This is a genomic window from Ureibacillus chungkukjangi, assembly GCF_003217295.1.
GTDB lineage: Bacteria > Bacillota > Bacilli > Bacillales_A > Planococcaceae > Ureibacillus > Ureibacillus chungkukjangi.
The window spans coordinates 1-20,696 of record NZ_QJTJ01000022.1; the positions used below are offsets into that span (position 1 = coordinate 1).

Sequence of the window (20,696 nt, forward strand, 5' to 3'; positions counted from 1 at the left end):
AGATCCCTCAAAGACGATGAGGTAGATAGGTTCGAGGTGGAAGTGTGGTGACACATGGAGCTGACGAATACTAATCGATCGAGGACTTAACCAAATCTTGAAAGCAATCAATGTCTTTATCCAGTTTTGAGAGAACAAGCTTCTTTCAGAAACAAATAGGAACTTCGCCTAAGAGCGCAACGTCCATGTTGCAACGGCGAAGCCAGCACATTCATGTGCAAGTCTAGTGATGATGGCAAAGAGGTCACACCCGTTCCCATACCGAACACGGAAGTTAAGCTCTTTAGCGCCGATGGTAGTTGGGGGCTTCCCCCTGTGAGAGTAGGACGTCGCTAGGCAACTAAACCACTGAGTATTCAGAGGTTTTTTATATGCAGAAAAAGTCCAACTATTATTAAAACCGATGGTTGATCGGTACTTATAAGAAAAAGAAATATATCCAGAAGTACAAAGCACAGTATAATTTTTACATGAGCCTTGGCTCGAAGCTAGACTCCGAAATTAGCCGCCGTATCATCATACTTCGCAGATTAGCGTCATCCTCTGTGAAAGTAGGGCGTCGCTAGGTATTTGAAACCCGCTGAGTATTCAGCGGGTTTTTTATTATTGTTGTGTTGTCCTATTTATAAAAGCTTGAACATACACCACAAACAATAGAGTAGATATATTAGCATCGAATAGAGGCATCCTATTCAGAGTGACTAGTAACTACCCCATTAAAGTATTCAGTGAGGTTTTATTTAATTTAGGGAAGACTGCTAATAAATAATGAAAGAAAGTTGTGAAAGGTGATATTTTTTTACAGCATATCTTTTTAGAAAACTATATTTGCTAATTGAAGATATATAACGAAATGTTTTGAGCAATAATCAAACTAATGAAGGTTTTATAGACTCTGTGAAGAATTTAAAGAATATGAATGGTAACAGCTTCTTATTTTGTACCCAATGAATAAAATTTATAAAGAAGTGACATAAACCTTTTTTCGGGAAGTGAAGATGAGCTTACTGAAATGGAATATAATCAGAATGACAATCAGTTGGAGAGTTTTATAGACTTCTTTGAAAGAATGAAGAAACGTTAGTTATACATGAGTATAGGGATTTTACTGATTGGTTTATTCAATCTTGGTAAAGATAGGTGGAAATGCATTCTAATTGCAATCACATTTATCTTTTAACAACAATTACGAATTGAATGATTTAAAGATGAATCAATGAGTTGATGAAGGAGAAAAGTTGTCCTAAATAAAACGGAATGTAGGTTCATTTTACATAGTAGGCCTTTATATAAAGGATACAAAAAGCGACCTATCAAAGTCGCTAGGCAAACTGTATTAAGAATATAATTTACCCCTAACAGATACTTTCGAAAAAATATATTATCCTGTATTGGTGAAGGGAGAGGGAAGATGAAGCTTTATGGTGATTTTATCAAGGGAGATTGGTTAGAGGCTTTAGGTGTAGATGAAGAACAAATCCCATTATCTTTTATCATCCACGGGGAATGGAACCATGAGGATAATCTAGTTTTGTGGAAAAATATCCTCAAGGAGGAAATGTGGTTGCCCAAATGGAATGCTATTATTGGAAAGTATAAAGGATACAATATGGGATTCGCCAATGTATATGGTAGCCCTATGGCGACGATGATTACACATCAATTTGCATCAGCAGGAACCAATCAATTTATTCAGACTGGATATTTTGGAGGTTTAACTTTTGATATAAAGTATGGAGATATTCTGATTGTTTCAGAAGCTGAGATGCAAGATGGAGCATCTCATTGGTATCTTCCTAATACTAAAATAGTTAAATCTGATCAAAAGTTATTAAATGCAGCTATAGATTATTGTGAAAAAAGAGATTACTCCTATGTGGTTGGAAGTGTGCTCTCAACTAGTGCAATGTTTCTTGAAACCAAAGAAATGATTGATGAATGGGCTTCGAATGGTCATATGGGAGTTGATATGGAAACAGCAACAACTTTGGCAGTAGCGAAAAGGTTTGATAAAAAGGCTGTTGGATTGTTAAATTTATCTGATCAGCTTATTGTAGGAGATACGCTATACTCCTATACAAAGAAAAGAGAGTTAATTGAAGCAGAAACAGATGAAAAAATAAGGGATGTTGCACTTTATTTATCTTCAATCTCAGATTAGTGAAAGAAAAATTAAAAGGTACTGATTATGTGCTTCAATTCAAATAGTTCTATTTACGATATCTCCTATTCACTTTCGTTTAATGCCCTCTAAGACTATAATAGAAAGGGAAATAGAACGGAGTGAGAAAATGAAAAGGGAAAGACCGGTCGTTTCAGCTTTGCAAAAATTTGCGCAAAATGAGCCGTTGAGCTGGCATGTTCCGGGACATAAAAACGGCTTATTATCAAACCTACCACGTACTATCAAGGATGCACTTACATATGATTTAACAGAGTTAACGGGTTTAGATGATTTTCACCACCCTGAGGAAGCCATTGCACAGGCAGAAATGCTATTAGCTAATGCATATCAATCAAGCAATAGCTTTTTCTTGGTTAATGGTTCGACAGTTGGAAATCTTGCCATGATTTTTGCGACCTGTAAGCGAAATGAAAAAATTATTATACAAAGAAATGCACATAAATCAGTTTTCCACGCCTTAGAGCTAGTTGGAGCAAAAGCGATATTTGTAGCACCTAAATGGGATGAGGCTACAAAAACTGCCGGAGCTGTCCCGACTACTACATTAAAAGAAGCATTGCAGCTTCATCCTGACGCTAAAGCGGTTGTTTTAACCTATCCAACCTATTATGGCATAGCAGGTAAGGAGCTAGAGCAGCAAATAGAAATGTGCCATGAAATGAATATACCTGTTCTAGTAGACGAGGCACATGGTGCTCATTTTATCGCAAGTCAGTCGTTTCCATCCTCTGCAATTCAGTTAGGGGCAGATGTAGTTGTTCAATCTGCACATAAAACACTTCCTGCTATGACTATGGCCTCGTTTTTGCATGTAAATTCAAATCTGGTTAAAGTAGAAAAGGTCAATCATTATTTAAGGATGCTTCAATCGAGCAGTCCGTCGTATTTGCTTCTTGCTTCTTTAGATGATGCAAGAGATTATATAGATAGCTATTTAGAAAGTGATGCAAACTATTTAAAACAAAAAAGAAGTCAGTGGGTAGAGGCATTACGGTCAATAGAACCTTTACAGGTCATTGAAGTAGATGACCCTTTAAAGCTATTATTGCGCTTTTCAGGGTATACAGGGTTTCAGTTAAAGGAAGAACTGGAGCAGCAAGGAATTTATGTTGAGCTGAGTGATCCGTATCAGGTTTTATTCATATTGCCGCTACTAAAACATGGACAAGCTTATCCATTTGCCGAAACACGGAAGCGTATTAAAGAAGCAATTTTTAACTTAAGGAAAAAAGGGGTAAATAGTATTGAGGCGGTTTCACCATCAAACGAAATGACAACCGTTTCAACACCTGAATATTCCTATGATGAGTTGGAAGAGCTAGAAAAGGAATGGGTACCATATATGCGGGCAATTGGGCGTGTTGCTGCAAGTATGCTGATTCCTTATCCGCCCGGTATACCATTATTCTTGCCGGGAGAAAAAATTACAGTGGCCAAATTAAGTCAACTAGAAGAGTTACTTGCAGTAGGTGTAGCTTTTCAAGGACAGCATCGTTTGCACGAAAAGCTCATTTACGTCATAAAGTAACAATCGGAGGAATATAGAAATGAAAAGCAATTTATTTATAACATTTGAAGGCCCAGAAGGAGCGGGAAAAACGACAATTTTAACTCGGATCACCGAGCGTCTTCGTGAGAATAACATTGACGTGTTAGCAACTCGTGAGCCGGGTGGGATTGAGATTGCGGAGAAAATTCGTGAGGTCATCTTAAACCCTGAAAATACAGCGATGGATGAAAGAACTGAAGCTTTATTGTATGCTGCAGCTAGAAGCCAGCATTTTTTTGAAAAGGTTGAGCCTGCAATGAAGGCGGGTAAAATGATCTTATGTGATCGTTTTATTGATTCCTCATTAGCTTATCAGGGCTATGCTCGCGGAATTGGTATCGATGAAGTGTTATCGATAAATGAATTTGCCATTGGGAAGCGTATGCCGGATTTAACGATACTTTTTGACCTAAATCCTGCTGTTGGACTAGCCCGAATTCATGCACACAATGAGCGTGAGTTGAATAGACTTGATGTTGAGAGCTTATCATTTCACGAAAAAGTTAGGGAAGGTTATCATGAAGTAGTAAAGCGTTATCCTAATAGAATTAAAGTAGTGAATGCTGATCAGTCTGTGGAGAATGTAGTAGAAGATGTCTGGCGTCTGATCTGTGAATCGCTAGATGAAAAGTAAATGAAGTAGGCTATTATGTATGCTATAATATAAACACCAATTCAATATATGGGAGTGAGTGCGGATGAAGTTAGTTGTTGCAGTCGTTCAAGACCAGGATAGTAATCGTTTGTCTAGCGCGTTAACTAAAAATAATTTTCGCGCAACGAAATTAGCAAGTACTGGCGGGTTTTTACGTTCAGGAAACACAACCTTTCTCGTTGGAACGGAGGATTCATTAATTCCTCAATTGCTCGACATTATTCGAGATAATTGTCGTTCCCGCGAACAGATGGTATCACCTGTTTCGCCATTAGGTGGCAATGCAGACTCTTATATCCCATATCCCATTGAAGTTGAAGTTGGGGGAGCAACAGTTTTTGTGTTACCAATCGAACAGTTCCACCATTTCTAACCTTATTTAGTAGAAATTTCGTATAAATCATGCACTAAATTATTGTAGAATTTATATAGTAAGATTCTTCAACTCAAAATAAGGTTAAACCCATAGCAATTGTCTTAAATCACTTCGAAATAATTAAACACTTACGCTATTTTGGTTTTGTGATTAGGTGGAGGCGAAAGGTAATTGAAAATAAATCAAGATTTACGTGTAGGTCTAAAAACGAATCACCATGATATAAAGCAACCGAACCAATCAGGAAATCGCTTTGGTGAAGTACTTGTGAAACAGGGAACTAAACTACAATCTGAGCAGTTAACAAGATTGATGGGCGACATTTCTGCCGCAGGTGACCGTGTAGCAAGGTCTCGTAACCTGCGTGAATTGACTCGTTTTAAAATGTTAGTAAAGCGTTTCTTACAAGAAGCAGTTGAATATGGCCTTGATATGAAACAATCCCATACATGGAATCGTTTTGGAGAAGGGCGTCGTCTGAAAATTGTCGAAACGGTTGATGAGCGTTTAATAGAACTTGCACAGGAAATTTTAAGTGAAGAAAAGAGTTCAATTGATTTACTAGATAAAATCGGTGAAATCAAAGGATTACTAGTAAATTTATATATGTAAAACCCGTGTCTATTTACTTTCCTGAATGGGACACGGGGTTTTTTCTAAGAAAAGGTGAAAGGGAAGACAGAACTTCATTTTCATAAATGTTACGTTTAGAGAAAAAGGTGAACAAAGTGGTAGAATATGTGGATGAGCTAAAGGTGCTACAGCCTGTAGTAATGAAGCAGATACAAACGATTTTTGAAAAAAACAGAACCGGTCATGCGTACATATTTGATGGTGAAAAAGGGACGGGTAAAAAAGAAATCGCAATTTTCTTCATAAAGCTACTTTTATGTCTGAACCCGTCGAAAAATGTTCCATGTGAAACATGTCGAAATTGCAAACGCATTGAAACTGGTAATCATCCGAATGTGAAGCAGTTAGAACCAGATGGACAATTCATAAAAACCGACCAAATTCGAGACCTTATTTCTGGAATGACAAAAACAAGCATGGAGGAGGGACGTAAAATTTATGTTCTTCATCATGCAGATCGAATGAATACCTCTTCCGCTAATACATTACTTAAATTTTTAGAAGAGCCCGAGGGTAATGTGACTGCCATTCTACTAACAGAAAGCTATCAGTCCATATTACCGACGATACAGTCACGGTGCCAGCATATAAAATTTGCTACTGTTCCACGAGATATTTTATTAAAGCAGCTTCAAGAACAGGGTATCACCTTTTCAATGGCGTCCACTGTTAGTATGTTAACGAATAGCTTAGAAACAGCGATTTCACTAGCTCACGATGAGCAGTTTGCACATGCAAGAAAAACAGTGTTAAAATTAGTAGAGACAGTTAGAAAAAATGTCCATGAGGCATTATTAGTTGTGTATGAAGATTGGTTGGTTTCCTTTAAGGAAAAAGAGGAAATTGAACAAGCGTTAGATTTACTACTTTTCGCATATCGTGATATTGTAGCTATAAAAGCGAATCCACAAAGCTCATGTACATATCCAGACATGTTGCAAAGCTGGAAGGAAATCGCATTACACACAACTTATGATCGTCTGTCTGATCAATTGCAGGCAATTTTACAAGCAAGACAAAATTTGCAGCGCAATATGAATCGGTCGCTTTTGATGGAGCAGTTAATGCTTAATCTGCAGGAGGGGTATACATTTGTATAATGTAGTAGGAGTCCGTTTTAAAAAAGCGGGTAAAATATATTATTTTGACCCCGGTGATTTTCTACTGGAAAAAGGACAATATGTCATAGTAGAAACAGCAAGAGGGGTTGAATACGGAAAGATTGTCGTTCCAATGAAGCAAGTTGGGGAAAATGATGTTGTTTTACCATTAAAACAAGTATTACGTCCAGCAGATGAACGAGATCGTATCCAGGTTGATGAAAATAGGCAAGAATCACAACGAGCTTTTGAACTGGCCAGTACTAAAATTACTGAGCACAAGTTAGAAATGAAGCTAGTTGATGTTGAGTATACATTTGATCGAAATAAAATTATCTTTTACTTCACAGCTGAAGGTAGAGTAGATTTCAGGGAATTAGTAAAAGACTTAGCTTCCATATTCCGTACACGTATTGAGCTACGCCAAATTGGTGTGCGTGACGAAGCCAAGCTTCTTGGTGGTATCGGTCCTTGTGGTAGAATGCTTTGCTGTTCGACATTTTTAGGGGATTTTGACCCTGTGTCGATTAAAATGGCAAAGGACCAAAACTTATCATTAAATCCAACGAAAATTTCCGGACTTTGTGGTCGTCTTATGTGCTGTCTGAAGTATGAGAATGATGATTACGAAAACGCGAAGGAAGGAATGCCTGATATCGGTGATAAGACAATGACACCAGATGGTCCAGGTAAAGTAGTAGGAATTAATGTTTTAGAACGATTAATTCAGGTCTTCTTAGAAGAGCAGGTACGTACTGTTGAATATACATTAGAAGAAATTATTGAATGTGAGAAGAATTTGATTTAGATGAACAATGGGGTGGCTTTCTAGTGAAGGACCGTAATTTCTTAGATACTGTTATGGAATTCGAACAACAGCTCGAAACGCTACAGCAACAATACATTGATTTGAAAAAATATGTTGCACAAATGGTGGAAGATCATCAAGCAATTCAAACAGAAAACCTTCACCTGCGTAGACGTCTAGAAGAGCTTTTATCTACAGATCCTACAGATGAAAGTAGTAATGAGGAAAAAGTAAGCTTATTAGATATTGGAGAGGGATATGATAATTTAGCGCGTCTATACCAAGAAGGGTTCCATGTTTGCCACGTACATTTTGGCGGTTCCCGAAAAGGTGAAGATTGTTTATTTTGTCTATCGTTTTTAAATAAACAAAATGCATAAATTCCCTCAAAACCGTAAAAGGCTGATACCACTTAATGTGGTTTTCAGTCTTTTCTTTTGGGTATGGCGAAAAGATGCATAAGGAGGTTTTTTATGGAACAATGGTTAAAAGAGGATGAGCGGCTGGATTACTTATTGGCAGAGGATTTAAGAATTATTCAAAGTCCATCCGTATTTTCGTTTTCGTTAGATGCAGTATTATTATCGAGGTTTGTCAATGTTCCTATAAATAGAGGAAAAATTGTCGACCTTTGTTCAGGCAATGGGGTTATTCCATTATTCTTAAGTGCGCGCACAAAAGCTGAAATTATTGGTGTCGAATTACAAGAACGACTATTTGATATGGCAGAACGCAGTGTGAAGTACAATGGATTGGGAAATCAAATAGAGATGGTGTTAGGGGATGTTAAAATGATTCCCCCTCAGCTAGGAATTGAAAAATATGATGTTGTAACATGCAACCCACCTTATTTCTTAGCACATGAATTAAGTGATAAAAATTTAAGCGAGCATTACGCAATTGCCCGTCATGAATTACATCTCACATTAGAAGAAGCGATAGAATCAGCTAGCAAATTGTTAAAACAGGGTGGGAAGGCTGCCTTTGTCCATCGCCCAGGAAGGCTTCTCGATATTGTAACAGCAATGCGAGCCAATCGACTAGAACCAAAGCGTATTCGATTTGTCTATCCGAAATTTGGTAAAGAAGCAAACACTTTATTAATAGAAGGAATTAAGGATGGGAAGCCTGATTTAAAGGTATTACCTCCATTATACGTATATGATGAGAACAATGAGTATACGGATGAAGTGAGTGAGATACTTTATGGAGACAAAAAATAATCATTTCTTTTATGTATTAGAATGTGCAAATCACTCGCTCTATGCGGGTTATACGAATAATCTTGAGAAACGCGTGGCAACTCATAATGCCGGAAAGGGAGCAAAATATACGAAAGCACATTTACCAGTGAAATGCGTTTATTTTGAAACTTACGAAACAAAACAAGAGGCGATGCGGGCTGAGTATGCATTCAAACAACTAAAACGAAGTGAAAAACTGAAGTACATTGGAGGAGCACCAACATGAAATCACAAAAAAGCAGCCAGCACGAGCAAGGAAGCTGTTTATATTTGGTGGCAACACCAATCGGAAATTTAGAGGATATGACAGTCCGTGCACTGCGAATCCTGAAAGAAGTTGATGTGATTGCAGCTGAAGATACACGAAACACTAAAAAGCTTTGTAATTATTTCGAAATTCAAACACCTCTTGTAAGCTATCATGAGCATAATCTTGAGTACGGGGGAGAAAAGCTATTAGGCTATTTACGAGATGGGAAATCTGTTGCTTTAGTAAGTGACGCTGGGCTTCCTTGTATTTCAGATCCAGGTGCAGATATTGTTGTTAAAGCAATTGAAGAGGATTTTGCTGTTGTTCCAGTGCCTGGCGCCAATGCCGCTTTAACCGCTTTAATCGCATCTGGAATAGTACCTCAGCCCTTCTACTTCTTTGGGTTTTTAAATCGCCAAAAGAAAGAGCGTAGATTACAGCTTGAGAAATTAGCAAAGCGAGAAGAAACGATGATTTTTTATGAAGCTCCCCATCGTTTAAAAGAAACATTAAAGGATTTAGAACTCGTTTTAGGTGAGCGTAAAATAGTATTGGCTCGTGAACTGACAAAGAAATTTGAAGAGTTTTTGCGCGGTACCATTTCGGAGGCACTAAATTGGGTAAATGAAAATGAAATCCGTGGCGAATTTTGTGTAATTTTAGAAGGTAATGTTAATGGTGAGGTTGAAGAGGAAGAAGCTGCCTATTGGACAAACCTATCTATAGTTGAACACATAGACCATTTAGTAGAAGAAAAACAAATGAATTCAAAGGATGCCATTAAAGAAGTTGCAAAGATAAGGGGCTTACCTAAACGAGATGTTTACCAGCAATACCATGTATAACACTTACATTAATTGGAAATAATTTGTGTAGGTAATACACAAATGCAATAAAAAAGCATTGCTATTTAGATTTAAATAGCAATGCTTTTTGCCTGATTAGGGCTATTCTTAAAAAGAAAAACGATTCTCGCAAAGGATGGCGAAAATCGTGTATTTTCTTATGATTATTTTGAAAAGTGTTGTTGGATTTCTTTTACTAAAATATCTGCACCTTCTGGACTTAAGATTAACTTTCCTCCAGCTAGACGGAAGTTTTCATCTGAAACTTCTCCTGTAACAGCACAAGTCATGTTAGGCATATATTTTTTAAGAATGATTTTATCGTCATCAACGTAAATTTCCAATGCATCTTTTTCTGCGATTCCTAATGTACGGCGAAGTTCAATCGGAATAACTACACGTCCTAATTCATCTACTTTACGAACGATACCTGTTGATTTCATGACAATATTTCCTCCTATATGTTGTATATTATATTTTACATTCGTCAAAATTCGACATATTTCATCTGTCTGATTAGAATCATACCAAGTAATCCCATAAACGTCAATTATTTAGTATTAATGGTTGAAACTTGATGTGAATAAATTATAAACATTATTATAGATAAATGAGGTTTATTTAAGATAAAATGGTATTTATTAGAGATTATTATTATGGAACGATATAATTAGTGAGAAAAGTTCATTAAATTTACACATTTTTCTAATGTCATTTTTCGACAAAATCCTGTAATAATATTCTTTCATTGAAACAATTTTCTTACTTCGATAAAATAAACACTATACAGTTAACAATGGAGGCCATTTTAAGTGAGCGAAAAGAACACATTTTATATAACTACCCCAATTTATTATCCAAGTGGTAAATTTCATATTGGTACCGCTTATACTACAGTAGCATCAGACACAATCTCACGTTACAAACGTTTAAGAGGCTATGATGTTCGCTTTTTAACAGGAATGGACGAGCATGGACAGAAGATCCAAGAAAAGGCTGCAGAAGCTGGCAAAAACCCGCAGGACTATGTAAATGAAATAGCTGAGAGTGCTAAGAAGCTTTGGGCTTTAATGGATATTTCCTACGATGATTTTATTCAAACTACACAAGATCGCCATAAAAAAAGTGTAGAAAAGATTTTTCAAAAGTTTTTGGACAATGGTGATATCTATAAAGGGGAGTATGAAGGCTGGTACTGTACACCTTGTGAATCATTTTATACGGAAACACAATTGGAGAATGAAAATTGCCCTGATTGTGGACGACCTGTACACAAAGTAAAAGAAGAATCTTACTTCTTTAATATGAAGAAATATTCAGAACGTCTATTACAATATTATGAGGAAAACGTTGAATTCATCGAACCGGAATCACGTAAAAATGAGATGATTAACAACTTCATTAAACCAGGTTTAGAGGACTTGTCTGTTTCTCGTACTTCATTTGACTGGGGTATTAAGGTTCCTGGGGATCCAAGACATGTCATTTATGTTTGGGTAGATGCTTTAACAAACTATATTACAGCTTTAGGCTATGGCTCTGATAATGAAGAATTATTTAACAAATTTTGGCCAGCCGATGTACATGTTGTAGGGAAAGATATCGTGCGTTTCCATACTATTTACTGGCCAATCTTCTTAATGGCTTTAGATTTACCATTACCGAAGAAAGTATTTGCTCACGGCTTTATTATGATGAAAGACGGTAAAATGTCGAAGTCGAAAGGGAATGTTGTCTATCCAGAAATGTTAATTGAACGTTATGGATTAGATGCAACACGCTACTTCCTGCTTCGTGAACTACCATTTGGTTCAGATGGCGTATTCTCACCTGAATCCTTTGTTGAAAGAACGAACTTCGATTTAGCTAATGATTTAGGAAACTTATTAAATCGTACAGTATCAATGATGAACAAATACTTTGATGGTTTCATTCCAACAGAGAACCTTGTTGAAACAGAATTTGATGCTGCTTTAAAAGCACACGCGAGGGAAACTCGTTTAGTCTACGAGAAAAACATGGAAAAAATGCAATTTAGTGTTGTGCTGTCAGATGTGTGGTCACTTGTTTCTCGTACAAACAAGTATATCGATGAAACTCAGCCATGGGTTTTAGCCAAGGACGAGGAAAATCAAGGGAAATTGGCTTCAGTAATGTTGAACCTTGCTGAAAGCCTTCGTCAAATTGCCGTTATGTTACAGCCATTTATGACCTCAACTCCTAAGCAAATTGTCGAACAATTAGGATTAAACGCGACTCATCTGACTTGGGAAACAATTGAAACATTCGGCAATACTATTCCAGCAAACATTAAAGTGGTAGAAAAAGGAATTCCGATTTTCCCTCGATTAGATGTGGAAGTAGAGGTCGGTTATATTAGAGAACAAATGAGAGCTTCTGTAAAAACGCCTCAAGAAGAAGAGAAAAAAGCAGAGGTAGAAGCACCTGAAATACCTGAAATCTCTATCGATGATTTTATGAAGGTAGACTTACGAGTTGCTACTGTTACAGCTTGTGAACCAGTTCCTAAAGCTGATAAATTATTAAAGCTTCAGGTTGATTTAGGATACGAACAACGCCAAGTAGTATCGGGAATTGCGCAATATTACAAGCCCGAGGAATTAGTAGGGCAAAAAGTGATTGTTGTAGCAAACTTAAAACCAGTAAAGCTTCGTGGTGAACTATCACAAGGAATGATTTTGGCAGGATCGCATGATGGTGTTTTAACACTTGCAACAGTAGATCCAAAACTTCAAAATGGTGCAAAAGTAAAATAATCATTAATATTTGTTAAGCCTGTTGGACAAACTTCGTTCAACAGGCTTTTCACACGAAGTCTTTATACCTAAAGAAGTTATATTATAATAATGAATTCGAGGTTGTCATATGTCGAATTAGGGAAATTCTACTAAATGAAGCGGAAATCTGTATGATTTATGACATAAAATATTCCGCTTGTAATATTTCTGTAATTTAGTTGTCAACTAAGAAATGTTTTAATCAACTACAATAAGTGAGGAGAAATTAATATGTTTATAGATACACATGTCCATTTAAATGCAGATCAATATGACGAAGACTTACAACAAGTAATCGAGAGAGCATTAGAAGCGAAAGTTGAAAAAATGGTAGTAGTTGGTTTCGATCGGAAAACGATCGAACGAGCAATGAAGCTAGCAGCTGATTATGAATTTATCTATGCGGTAATTGGATGGCACCCTGTTGATGCAATTGATTGTACACCCGAAGATTTAGAGTGGATTGAACAGCTTGCCACTCATCCCAAAGTTGTCGGTATTGGCGAAACTGGTTTGGATTATTATTGGGATAAATCACCGAAAGAGGTACAACAAGAGCTATTCCGCAAACAAATTCATCTAGCACAAAAACTAAAGCTACCAATAATTATTCATAATCGCGAAGCAACTGGCGATGTGGTGAAAATATTACACGAAGAAAATGCAGCATCCGTTGGTGGAGTAATGCATTGTTTCAGTGGAAGTGTTGAAACGGCTCGTGAATGTATTGATATGAATTTCATGATTAGTTTAGGTGGTCCTGTCACATTTAAAAATGCTCGAATGCCAAAAGAGGTAGCGAAAGAGATTCCGCTAGAGTATTTAATGATTGAAACAGATGCCCCTTATCTAGCGCCACATCCTTATCGCGGCAAACGTAATGAGCCGTCTTATGTGCCTTTAGTTGCTGAGGAAATTGCTCGTCAAAAAGAATTATCAATTGATGAAGTTGCGCAAGCGACAACCTCAAATGCTATTAAATTTTTTAATCTCGATGAATAGATTTCCTAAATGCCTCCAATACTGCGTTTAGGAAGCTTCGTTTAAATGGACTATTTTTTCGGAAAAATTAATTTGGTTGACAGCTAGAAAAGTAGTCCGTATAATCCAACGAGTGCTAAGGAGGCGTTTTTTCATGTCAAAAATAAGTACCATGAAAAACTTGTTCCGAGGATCATTGAGGAGTAAGCAAACAGTGGTTGGTGTGGTTTCACTGATTCTGTTTGTTTCAGTAGTTTCGTTCATAGTATTTCAAGTCACCAAGGATTCGGTGGTCGTAAATGCGAACGGAAAAGAAGAAGAATTTTCAACTCACGCAAAAACAGTAGGCGACCTTCTTGAACAAGAAGGTATCGTAATCACTCAATATGATAAAGTATCACCCTCACTGAATACAGAAATCGTTAATGGTTTAACGATTGATTGGGAACAAGCAAGAGAAGTAACAATTTCAGTTGACGGAAGTCAGTCAAAAGTATGGACAACTGAAAGTAAAGTGAAGAACATTTTGGAAGAAGCAAATATCGAAGTAACAGAGCATGATGTATTATCACAAGCTTTGGACGCAGAAGTAGGCGAGACTAACCAAATTGATATTCAAAAGGCGTTTCAGTTAACGCTTGTCGATGGTTTAGAAGAAAGACAAGTTTGGTCCACTTCGACTACGGTCGCTAACTTTTTGAAACAACAGGGAATTCAGCTTAATGAGTTTGATCGTGTTGAAAATGATCTGGAGAAAGAAATTACACCAGAAGATAAAATCACAGTTGTTCGCGTAGAAAAAGTTACCGATGTAGTGGAAGAATCTATTGATTTCGCAGTAGAAACGAAATCAGACTCTTCATTGCTAAAAGGAAAAGAAAAAGTTGTAGCTAAGGGCGAGAAAGGGAAAGTGTCTCGTACCTACGAAGTTATTAAAGAAAATGGTAAAGTTATAGAGAAAGTTTTAAAATCAGAAGATGTAATTCAAAAACCAACTACAAAAGTAGTAGCAGTTGGGACAAAGGTTGTAACAGCAGCTGTTTCTCGTAGTAATAGTGCATCATCTTCAAGCAGCAGTAAAGAATTTTATGTCACTGCAACAGCATATACAGCAGGCTGTGCAGGCTGTTCAGGTGTAACAGCAACAGGCTTAACATTAAAAGATGGTATGAAAGTAATTGCTGTAGACCCAAGTGTTATTCCATTAGGAACTAAAGTATGGGTAGAAGGCTACGGGAATGCCATTGCTGCTGACAAAGGCAGTGCCATCAAGGGCAATAAAATCGACGTATTTGTAAGCTCAACGAACCAAGCAAACAGCTGGGGACGCAAAAAAGTACGCATCAAAATTTTAAACTAAAACTAGTAACTTAAAAAAAGTTTAGCATGATTCAACCAAAATGTATGAAGCCTCCCTGTAGACTGACAGGGAGGCTTTTTTTTGCGGGTAAATCGGTTCACATTAAGACGAAGCAAAGCGATACCGAGTGTGAAAGGTAGTAAAATCCTTCAGATTGCGACGAAGCGAAGCAATACCGAGTGTGAAAGGAAGTAATCGTGCTCGTATTGCGACGAAGCAAAGTGATAGCCAGTGTAAAAGGTAGTAATCGTGCACGTATTGAAACGAAGTGGAGGGATAGCAAGTATGAAAGGAAGTAATCGTGCACGTATTGGGACGAAGCGAAGCGATACCGAGTGTGAAAGGAAGTAATCGTGCTCGTATTGCGACGAAGCAAAGTGATAGCCAGTGTAAAAGGTAGTAATCGTGCACGTATTGAAACGAAGTGGAGGGATAGCAAGTATGAAAGGAAGTAATCGTGCACGTATTGCGACGAAGCGAAGCGATAGCTCAGATGGAAGGTAGCAAACCTGCCCGCATTACGACGATACGAAGCGTTTAACTAGATGAAAGGTAGCAATCACGCACGCCTTACGACGATGTAAAAAGGTTTCCCTAATGGAAGGTAGTAAACCCGTTCACTTTACACCAATCTGGAGCAATTTCCACTTAGAATCGTCTAATACTCTAATCTTATCTTGGAATCTCGACGGTCCAGACAAGTTGTAGGGACGCTAAATGTTACCCAATGCTACCGCCTCACCACTACAGCCGTAATGCTAATAAGCAAACCTACCATACTTAAGAACAAGCAGCGGTTAATCAATTGCCTCAAAATCACAGCAAACCAATCAAAACGACGTCTAGTCACTTTTCATGTTATTATAGTCAGAGATTGCTTTAGAAGAGGGGTATATTTTTGAATATACAAGAAATCATTGTTGTAGAAGGAAAAGATGATACAACGGCGATTAAAAGAGCGGTTAATGCAGATACAATAGAAACAAATGGCTCTGCGATTTCCGAGGAAACGATTCGTCGTATTCATCACGCTCAAACAAAACGTGGGGTAATTGTTTTCACAGACCCCGATTATCCAGGGCGTCGCATCCGTGCAATTATTGAAGAACGAGTTCCAGGAGTGAAGCATGCGTTTCTAGCAAAAGAGAAAACCATTGCGAAAAATGGTAAAGGACTTGGCATTGAGCATGCACGAGATGAAGATATTCGAGAAGCATTGAGCCAAGTGTATACGTCAAACCCAGATTTTAAAACTGAAAATATTATTACAATGGAAGATTTGCTAATAGCTCGATTGATAGGGCATCCACAATCAAAACAACGTCGCAATCGTTTGGGGGAAATCCTGAATATTGGGATGACGAATGGTAAACAATTGCATAAAAGACTAGCAATGTTCCAAATTACTGCTGAACAATTTGGTGAAGCAGTAGCTCAACTAGATCAGGAGGATCAAAATGAATAAAGATATCGCAACACCATTACGAACAAAAGAAATTTTAAATAAATACGGCTTTTCTTTCAAAAAAAGTTTAGGACAAAACTTTTTAATAGATCCCAATATTTTACGTAATATCGTAAGTCATGCCAATTTAACAGAAGAAAGTGGAGCGATTGAAGTTGGACCAGGGATCGGTGCATTAACAGAGCATCTTGCACGTTCAGCAAAAAAAGTTGTCTCTTTTGAAATTGACCAACGTCTTTTACCTGTACTTGAAGATACATTAAGTCCGTACGATAATGTGAAAATTATACATTCGGATATTTTAAAAGCGGATGTAGAAAAAGTAATAAAAGAGGAAATGTTAGGTATAGAAGACATCATGGTTGTGGCAAACTTACCTTATTACGTAACAACACCAATTTTATTGAAATTGCTAAATGATCGACTTCCGATTCGTGGATTTGTTGTTATGATGCAAAAAGAAGTAGCAGATCGCATTACGGCTAAGCCTGGGACTAAGGAATACGGCTCGCTATCTATTGCTATTCAATATTACGTGACTGCAGAGATTGCGATGGTTGTTCCAAAAACTGTGTTTATGCCACAGCCAAATGTGGATTCTGCCGTTATTCGTCTAATCAAGCATGATGAGCCACCTGTAAAAGTAATTAGTGAAGATTTCCTGTTTGAGGTAACACGAACTTCTTTTGCACAACGCAGAAAGACAATACTAAATAATCTTCAATCAGGGCTTCCATCGGGTAAAGAAAAGAAACAGCTTATTTTGGAGGCACTAGAATCAGCGAATGTAGACCCAACAAGAAGAGGGGAAACACTGTCTATTCAAGAGTTCGGAAAATTGGCAGATGCACTCTATCCCCACTTTGGCAATGTACAATAATTTGAACAAGAATCTATAATCTATAAGTTTTAAGGTTTTTTTATATAAAAAAAGTTGACAAGGATATTTGTCTGCTGATAAAATATTATAATTTGTTGACAGTTACCCAGAAATGGGCTATAATATTGTGTAGTGAGGTGTATGCGAAATGCCAAAAACGTTAGCTGACATTAAGAAGTCTCTAGATTGTAATTTGGGTAAACGTTTGCGATTAAAAGCAAATGGTGGTCGCAAGAAAACGGTTGAGTGTGATGGAGTACTTAGTGACACATATCACGCAGTCTTTGTCGTTGAGCTCGATCAAGAAGATAACGCTTGTAAACGCGTTTCTTATAGCTACACAGATATTTTAACAGAAGCAGTAGAAATCACGTTTTTAGATGATGTTCAGGTTGCAATTGCCAAATAGTTTTTATTTGTCTTATTAAAACACTCGATTTTTCGGGTGTTTTTTATTTTCTTTCGCACATACTAGTATTGTCAACCTACTTATTCCTAAGGAGGCAAAACTGCATGGCCAGAAGAAAAGGTATCATGTCGAGTCGTCTAAAAGAAGAGATAGCCAAGGAACTCGGATTTTACGATGTAGTCGAACGTGAAGGCTGGGGTGGAATTAAGTCACGTGATGCAGGTAACATGGTAAAGCGAGCAATTGAAATGGCCGAACAAGGTCTAGCACAGCAAAACCAAAAAAATATGAATAAGTAGTGTTGACACTTCGCCAATAGCTCCTATTAAGGAGACTATTGGCTTTTACTTTATCTAAAACAAATGAAGTGCTACAAGAAGAATGAGCTAGCGACACTTGTACGTACACTATGGTAAAATATATGGAAGTATAGAAGCTAAAATCAAAGATGAATAAAAGATTTGGATGGCAATCCGAGGAGGATATATATGCTTTATGTAAAAGCCCCAGCGAAAATAAATTTAACTTTAGATGTTTTATATAAACGCCCTGATAATTATCATGAAGTAGAAATGATTATGACAACTGTTGACTTAAGCGATCGAATTGGACTTGAGTCTCGAAATGATGGTTTAATCAAAATTATTTCAACAAATGGTTTTATTCCGGACGATAACCGAAACCTTGCTTACCAAGCTGCACAGCTAATCAAAGATACATATGGTATAGCTGATGGGGTTACAATTTCAATTGAAAAGGAAATCCCGGTAGCAGCAGGTCTTGCAGGAGGAAGTAGTGATGCGGCCGCTACATTAAAAGGGTTAAACGAATTATGGAATTTAAACTTATCCATCGATACATTAGCTGAGCTAGGAGCTAAAATTGGCTCTGATGTTTCGTTCTGCATTTATGGTGGGACAGCGCTTGCAACTGGGCGCGGTGAGAAAATTCAAAAGTTACCGGCTCCTCCAACTTGCTGGGTCGTTTTAGCCAAACCTAAAATCGGTGTTTCAACAGCACAGGTTTATGGTGGGTTAAATATAGAGGGAATCGAACACCCGAATACGAAACAAATGATTCAAGCGATAGAAACAAATGATTATGATTTAATGTGTGCTTCTATGGGAAATGTCCTAGAATCCGTTACATTTAACCTGCATCCAGAAGTTGTAATGATTAAGGAACAAATGAAGCGTTTTGGTGCAGATGCAGTGCTAATGAGCGGCAGTGGTCCAACTGTATTTGGTCTAGTAGATAATGAGTCTAGATTAGGAAGAATATATAACGGCTTAAGAGGTTTTTGTGATGAGGTTTTTGCAGTTCGATTGTTAGGTGAAAGGAATTCACTTGCTTAAATGCGTATATTTGTGGTACTTTTTCTATAAAATATTCGTGTTTATAAATCGATTTAAATGTAGGAAATGGAAAGAGGACTGTCTGCTATTAATTTAGTAGGCAGTTAATTTTACATTTTGTAGAAGTGGAGTGGATCTCGTGAAATGGAAGCGTAGCGAACGCCTTGTTGATATGACATATTATTTACTTGAGCATCCACATCAGCTAATACCTTTAACTTTTTTTTCTGAAACATATCAATCTGCCAAATCCTCAATTAGTGAAGATTTATCGATTGTTAAAGAAACGTTTGAAGAAAAAGGAATTGGATTGTTGATGACCGTACCGGGAGCAGCAGGCGGGGTAAAATATATTCCTAAGATGTCTGATAGTGAAGTGCGGGAGATTATTCAAATATTGATTACTCAGTTAAGTCAGTCTGATCGTCTATTACCAGGTGGTTATTTATTTATGACTGATTTACTAGGTAATCCTGAACTGATGAATAGAGTCGGAAAAGTATTTGCAAGCATTTATGCTGACCAAAAAATTGATGTCATTATGACGGTGGCAACGAAAGGGATTTCGATTGCGCATTCAATTGCAAGACATTTAAATGTTCCTGTTGTTGTCGTACGTAGAGATAGCAAGGTAACGGAAGGTTCTACCGTAAGTATTAATTATGTATCTGGATCTTCCCGACGTATTCAAACAATGGTACTTTCTAAACGCAGTATGAAGGGCGGCCAGCGCGTACTCATAACGGATGACTTTATGAAGGTTGGCGGTACGATGAATGGTATGAAAAATCTGCTAGAGGAATTTGACTGTGAGTTAGCGGGAATGGCTGTATTAGTAGAAGCAGAACATGCTGATGAAACACTGGTAGATGATTACTATTCTTTAGTAAAGCTTCATGCGGTAAACGAAAAGGATCGTACAATTGCTTTAAGTGAAGGTAACTATTTTTTAAAGGAGAGAAAATAAAATGAAAACAGTATCTACAACAAATGCACCAGCTGCAATTGGACCCTATGCACAAGGTATCGTAGTAAATGGAATCTTTTATAGTTCTGGACAAATTCCTTTAACAGCTTCGGGCGAATTAGTAGAAGGCGATATCGTCGTACAAACAAATCAAGTATTCGAAAATTTAAACGCAGTTTTAGAAGCAGCAGGTAGTTCACTAGATAAAGTTGTGAAAACAACTGTATTTATGGGGGATATGAACGACTTCGCGGCTATGAATGAAACATATGCAAAGCATTTTGGTGATCATAAACCTGCTCGTTCTGCAGTAGAGGTTGCTAGACTACCAAAAGATGTAAAAGTAGAAATCGAAGTAATTGCAGTAGTAGAATAAAATAGTTAAATGATGGAGGCAAAATAGCTTCCATCATTTTTTTTACAAAAAATATTTATAATTTTTCAAATTTTTGTATAATGGAAGAAGGGAATTTGAAATTTTTGTAGAATCATATCTTTTAAAGGCATCATAGAAGAGAGGAGTGAAATAATGGAGGTAACTGACGTAAGGTTAAGACGTGTCCAAACTGATGGGCGTATGAGAGCTATTGCTTCAATCACATTAGATGAAGAGTTTGTTGTACATGATATTCGTGTAATCGATGGCAATAATGGATTATTTGTAGCAATGCCAAGTAAGCGAACACCAGACGGAGAATTCCGCGATATCGCACACCCTATTAACTCTGATACACGAAATAAACTTCAAGAAGTTGTATTAGCTGCTTATCACGCATCTAGTGAAGAAGAAGTGCTAGAACTTGAAGAGGCAAATGTATAATCTTTAAACAATAGGA

Annotated in this window: 23 protein-coding genes and 2 rRNA genes; 24 read left to right on the forward strand and 1 reads right to left on the reverse strand. The window is 37.3% G+C overall.

Annotated elements, in window-relative coordinates:
* From BJ095_RS13820 to rsmI, 13 genes are all read left to right on the forward strand, one after another.
* Nucleotides 1-94: ribosomal RNA gene (locus BJ095_RS13820) — 23S ribosomal RNA — on the forward strand; the annotation flags it as partial.
* 128 nt (nucleotides 95-222) lie between these two features.
* Nucleotides 223-338 (forward strand): 5S ribosomal RNA (rrf, locus tag BJ095_RS13825).
* Between the two features lie 1,073 nt (nucleotides 339-1,411).
* On the forward strand, nucleotides 1,412-2,161 hold the full coding sequence (locus BJ095_RS13830) for a phosphorylase family protein (RefSeq protein WP_107936262.1): 750 nt from the start codon (nucleotides 1,412-1,414) through the stop codon (nucleotides 2,159-2,161).
* A 130-nt stretch (nucleotides 2,162-2,291) separates the two neighbouring features.
* A complete protein-coding gene (locus BJ095_RS13835; RefSeq protein WP_107936264.1) occupies nucleotides 2,292-3,713 on the forward strand; it encodes an aminotransferase class I/II-fold pyridoxal phosphate-dependent enzyme in 1,422 nt (473 codons plus the stop codon).
* 19 nt (nucleotides 3,714-3,732) lie between these two features.
* A complete protein-coding gene (tmk, locus tag BJ095_RS13840; RefSeq protein WP_107936266.1) occupies nucleotides 3,733-4,368 on the forward strand; it encodes a dTMP kinase in 636 nt (211 codons plus the stop codon).
* Nucleotides 4,369-4,432: 64 nt separating this feature from the next.
* Nucleotides 4,433-4,762, forward strand: coding sequence for a cyclic-di-AMP receptor (locus BJ095_RS13845; protein ID WP_107936268.1), 330 nt, complete (start codon nucleotides 4,433-4,435; stop codon nucleotides 4,760-4,762).
* 174 nt (nucleotides 4,763-4,936) lie between these two features.
* Nucleotides 4,937-5,377, forward strand: coding sequence for a YaaR family protein (locus BJ095_RS13850; RefSeq protein WP_107936270.1), 441 nt, complete (start codon nucleotides 4,937-4,939; stop codon nucleotides 5,375-5,377).
* Between the two features lie 86 nt (nucleotides 5,378-5,463).
* Nucleotides 5,464-6,498, forward strand: a complete 1,035-nt coding sequence (holB, locus tag BJ095_RS13855; RefSeq protein WP_285842591.1) for a DNA polymerase III subunit delta' — start codon at nucleotides 5,464-5,466, stop codon at nucleotides 6,496-6,498.
* Nucleotides 6,491-7,306 (forward strand): PSP1 domain-containing protein, encoded by an 816-nt coding sequence (locus tag BJ095_RS13860; RefSeq protein WP_107936272.1) that lies wholly within the window; start codon nucleotides 6,491-6,493, stop codon nucleotides 7,304-7,306. The genes holB and BJ095_RS13860 overlap by 8 nt, the downstream gene beginning before the upstream one ends.
* A 23-nt stretch (nucleotides 7,307-7,329) precedes the next feature.
* On the forward strand, nucleotides 7,330-7,686 hold the full coding sequence (gene yabA, locus BJ095_RS13865; RefSeq protein WP_107936274.1) for a DNA replication initiation control protein YabA: 357 nt from the start codon (nucleotides 7,330-7,332) through the stop codon (nucleotides 7,684-7,686).
* Between the two features lie 93 nt (nucleotides 7,687-7,779).
* A complete protein-coding gene (locus BJ095_RS13870) occupies nucleotides 7,780-8,529 on the forward strand; it encodes a tRNA1(Val) (adenine(37)-N6)-methyltransferase (RefSeq protein WP_107936276.1) in 750 nt (249 codons plus the stop codon).
* Nucleotides 8,513-8,776 carry a GIY-YIG nuclease family protein gene (locus tag BJ095_RS13875; protein ID WP_107936278.1) on the forward strand — a complete coding sequence of 88 codons (264 nt, stop codon included), beginning with the start codon at nucleotides 8,513-8,515 and terminating at the stop codon, nucleotides 8,774-8,776. Before BJ095_RS13870 ends, BJ095_RS13875 begins: the two co-directional genes overlap by 17 nt.
* On the forward strand, nucleotides 8,773-9,645 hold the full coding sequence (gene rsmI / locus BJ095_RS13880) for a 16S rRNA (cytidine(1402)-2'-O)-methyltransferase (protein ID WP_107936280.1): 873 nt from the start codon (nucleotides 8,773-8,775) through the stop codon (nucleotides 9,643-9,645). Before BJ095_RS13875 ends, rsmI begins: the two co-directional genes overlap by 4 nt.
* A gap of 164 nt (nucleotides 9,646-9,809) precedes the next feature.
* Here rsmI and BJ095_RS13885 read toward each other — a convergent pair whose 3' ends face one another.
* On the reverse strand, nucleotides 9,810-10,088 hold the full coding sequence (locus tag BJ095_RS13885; RefSeq protein ID WP_107936282.1) for an AbrB/MazE/SpoVT family DNA-binding domain-containing protein: 279 nt from the start codon (nucleotides 10,086-10,088) through the stop codon (nucleotides 9,810-9,812).
* Between the two features lie 369 nt (nucleotides 10,089-10,457).
* Here BJ095_RS13885 and metG point away from each other — a divergent pair, with 369 nt between their 5' ends.
* From metG to spoVG, 11 genes are all read left to right on the forward strand, one after another.
* Nucleotides 10,458-12,422 carry a methionine--tRNA ligase gene (gene metG / locus BJ095_RS13890; protein WP_107936284.1) on the forward strand — a complete coding sequence of 655 codons (1,965 nt, stop codon included), beginning with the start codon at nucleotides 10,458-10,460 and terminating at the stop codon, nucleotides 12,420-12,422.
* A gap of 252 nt (nucleotides 12,423-12,674) precedes the next feature.
* Complete coding sequence (locus tag BJ095_RS13895) at nucleotides 12,675-13,445, forward strand: TatD family hydrolase (RefSeq protein ID WP_107936286.1); 771 nt, start codon at nucleotides 12,675-12,677, stop codon at nucleotides 13,443-13,445.
* Between the two features lie 133 nt (nucleotides 13,446-13,578).
* Nucleotides 13,579-14,784 carry a G5 and 3D domain-containing protein gene (locus tag BJ095_RS13900; protein ID WP_107936288.1) on the forward strand — a complete coding sequence of 402 codons (1,206 nt, stop codon included), beginning with the start codon at nucleotides 13,579-13,581 and terminating at the stop codon, nucleotides 14,782-14,784.
* A gap of 898 nt (nucleotides 14,785-15,682) precedes the next feature.
* Nucleotides 15,683-16,249: a ribonuclease M5 gene (gene rnmV / locus BJ095_RS13905; protein ID WP_107936290.1), complete on the forward strand. Its 567-nt coding sequence runs from the start codon at nucleotides 15,683-15,685 to the stop codon at nucleotides 16,247-16,249.
* Nucleotides 16,242-17,129, forward strand: a complete 888-nt coding sequence (gene rsmA, locus BJ095_RS13910; protein ID WP_107936292.1) for a 16S rRNA (adenine(1518)-N(6)/adenine(1519)-N(6))-dimethyltransferase RsmA — start codon at nucleotides 16,242-16,244, stop codon at nucleotides 17,127-17,129. Before rnmV ends, rsmA begins: the two co-directional genes overlap by 8 nt.
* A gap of 148 nt (nucleotides 17,130-17,277) precedes the next feature.
* Nucleotides 17,278-17,538, forward strand: a complete 261-nt coding sequence (gene veg, locus BJ095_RS13915) for a biofilm formation stimulator Veg (RefSeq protein ID WP_036197871.1) — start codon at nucleotides 17,278-17,280, stop codon at nucleotides 17,536-17,538.
* A 104-nt stretch (nucleotides 17,539-17,642) separates the two neighbouring features.
* Complete coding sequence (locus BJ095_RS13920) at nucleotides 17,643-17,837, forward strand: small, acid-soluble spore protein, alpha/beta type (protein WP_107936294.1); 195 nt, start codon at nucleotides 17,643-17,645, stop codon at nucleotides 17,835-17,837.
* A gap of 189 nt (nucleotides 17,838-18,026) precedes the next feature.
* Nucleotides 18,027-18,893: a 4-(cytidine 5'-diphospho)-2-C-methyl-D-erythritol kinase gene (gene ispE, locus BJ095_RS13925; protein ID WP_107936296.1), complete on the forward strand. Its 867-nt coding sequence runs from the start codon at nucleotides 18,027-18,029 to the stop codon at nucleotides 18,891-18,893.
* A gap of 139 nt (nucleotides 18,894-19,032) precedes the next feature.
* The gene (gene purR / locus BJ095_RS13930; RefSeq protein WP_107936298.1) at nucleotides 19,033-19,860 is read left to right on the forward strand and encodes a pur operon repressor; all 828 of its coding nucleotides are present in this window, start codon (nucleotides 19,033-19,035) and stop codon (nucleotides 19,858-19,860) included.
* Nucleotide 19,861: 1 nt separating this feature from the next.
* Nucleotides 19,862-20,236, forward strand: coding sequence for a RidA family protein (locus BJ095_RS13935; protein ID WP_107936300.1), 375 nt, complete (start codon nucleotides 19,862-19,864; stop codon nucleotides 20,234-20,236).
* A 153-nt stretch (nucleotides 20,237-20,389) separates the two neighbouring features.
* Entirely contained in the window at nucleotides 20,390-20,680 is a 291-nt protein-coding gene (gene spoVG / locus BJ095_RS13940; RefSeq protein WP_107936302.1) for a septation regulator SpoVG, read from the forward strand.
* Nucleotides 20,681-20,696 lie beyond the last annotated feature (16 nt).

What these genes read in the sequence shown, in the direction of transcription:
- BJ095_RS13900 (WP_107936288.1), top strand. Translation starts at nt 13,579, where the DNA reads ATGTCAAAAATAAGTACCATGAAAAACTTGTTCCGAGGATCATTGAGG.
- spoVG (WP_107936302.1), top strand. Translation starts at nt 20,390, where the DNA reads ATGGAGGTAACTGACGTAAGGTTAAGACGTGTCCAAACTGATGGGCGT.
- rsmA (WP_107936292.1), top strand. Translation starts at nt 16,242, where the DNA reads ATGAATAAAGATATCGCAACACCATTACGAACAAAAGAAATTTTAAAT.
- rsmI (WP_107936280.1), top strand. Translation starts at nt 8,773, where the DNA reads ATGAAATCACAAAAAAGCAGCCAGCACGAGCAAGGAAGCTGTTTATAT.
- ispE (WP_107936296.1), top strand. Translation starts at nt 18,027, where the DNA reads ATGCTTTATGTAAAAGCCCCAGCGAAAATAAATTTAACTTTAGATGTT.
- BJ095_RS13935 (WP_107936300.1), top strand. Translation starts at nt 19,862, where the DNA reads ATGAAAACAGTATCTACAACAAATGCACCAGCTGCAATTGGACCCTAT.
- BJ095_RS13870 (WP_107936276.1), top strand. Translation starts at nt 7,780, where the DNA reads ATGGAACAATGGTTAAAAGAGGATGAGCGGCTGGATTACTTATTGGCA.
- BJ095_RS13920 (WP_107936294.1), top strand. Translation starts at nt 17,643, where the DNA reads ATGGCCAGAAGAAAAGGTATCATGTCGAGTCGTCTAAAAGAAGAGATA.
- BJ095_RS13835 (WP_107936264.1), top strand. Translation starts at nt 2,292, where the DNA reads ATGAAAAGGGAAAGACCGGTCGTTTCAGCTTTGCAAAAATTTGCGCAA.
- BJ095_RS13895 (WP_107936286.1), top strand. Translation starts at nt 12,675, where the DNA reads ATGTTTATAGATACACATGTCCATTTAAATGCAGATCAATATGACGAA.
- veg (WP_036197871.1), top strand. Translation starts at nt 17,278, where the DNA reads ATGCCAAAAACGTTAGCTGACATTAAGAAGTCTCTAGATTGTAATTTG.
- tmk (WP_107936266.1), top strand. Translation starts at nt 3,733, where the DNA reads ATGAAAAGCAATTTATTTATAACATTTGAAGGCCCAGAAGGAGCGGGA.
- BJ095_RS13875 (WP_107936278.1), top strand. Translation starts at nt 8,513, where the DNA reads ATGGAGACAAAAAATAATCATTTCTTTTATGTATTAGAATGTGCAAAT.
- holB (WP_285842591.1), top strand. Translation starts at nt 5,464, where the DNA reads ATGTTACGTTTAGAGAAAAAGGTGAACAAAGTGGTAGAATATGTGGAT.
- BJ095_RS13845 (WP_107936268.1), top strand. Translation starts at nt 4,433, where the DNA reads ATGAAGTTAGTTGTTGCAGTCGTTCAAGACCAGGATAGTAATCGTTTG.
- BJ095_RS13830 (WP_107936262.1), top strand. Translation starts at nt 1,412, where the DNA reads ATGAAGCTTTATGGTGATTTTATCAAGGGAGATTGGTTAGAGGCTTTA.
- BJ095_RS13885 (WP_107936282.1), bottom strand. Translation starts at nt 10,088, where the DNA reads ATGAAATCAACAGGTATCGTTCGTAAAGTAGATGAATTAGGACGTGTA.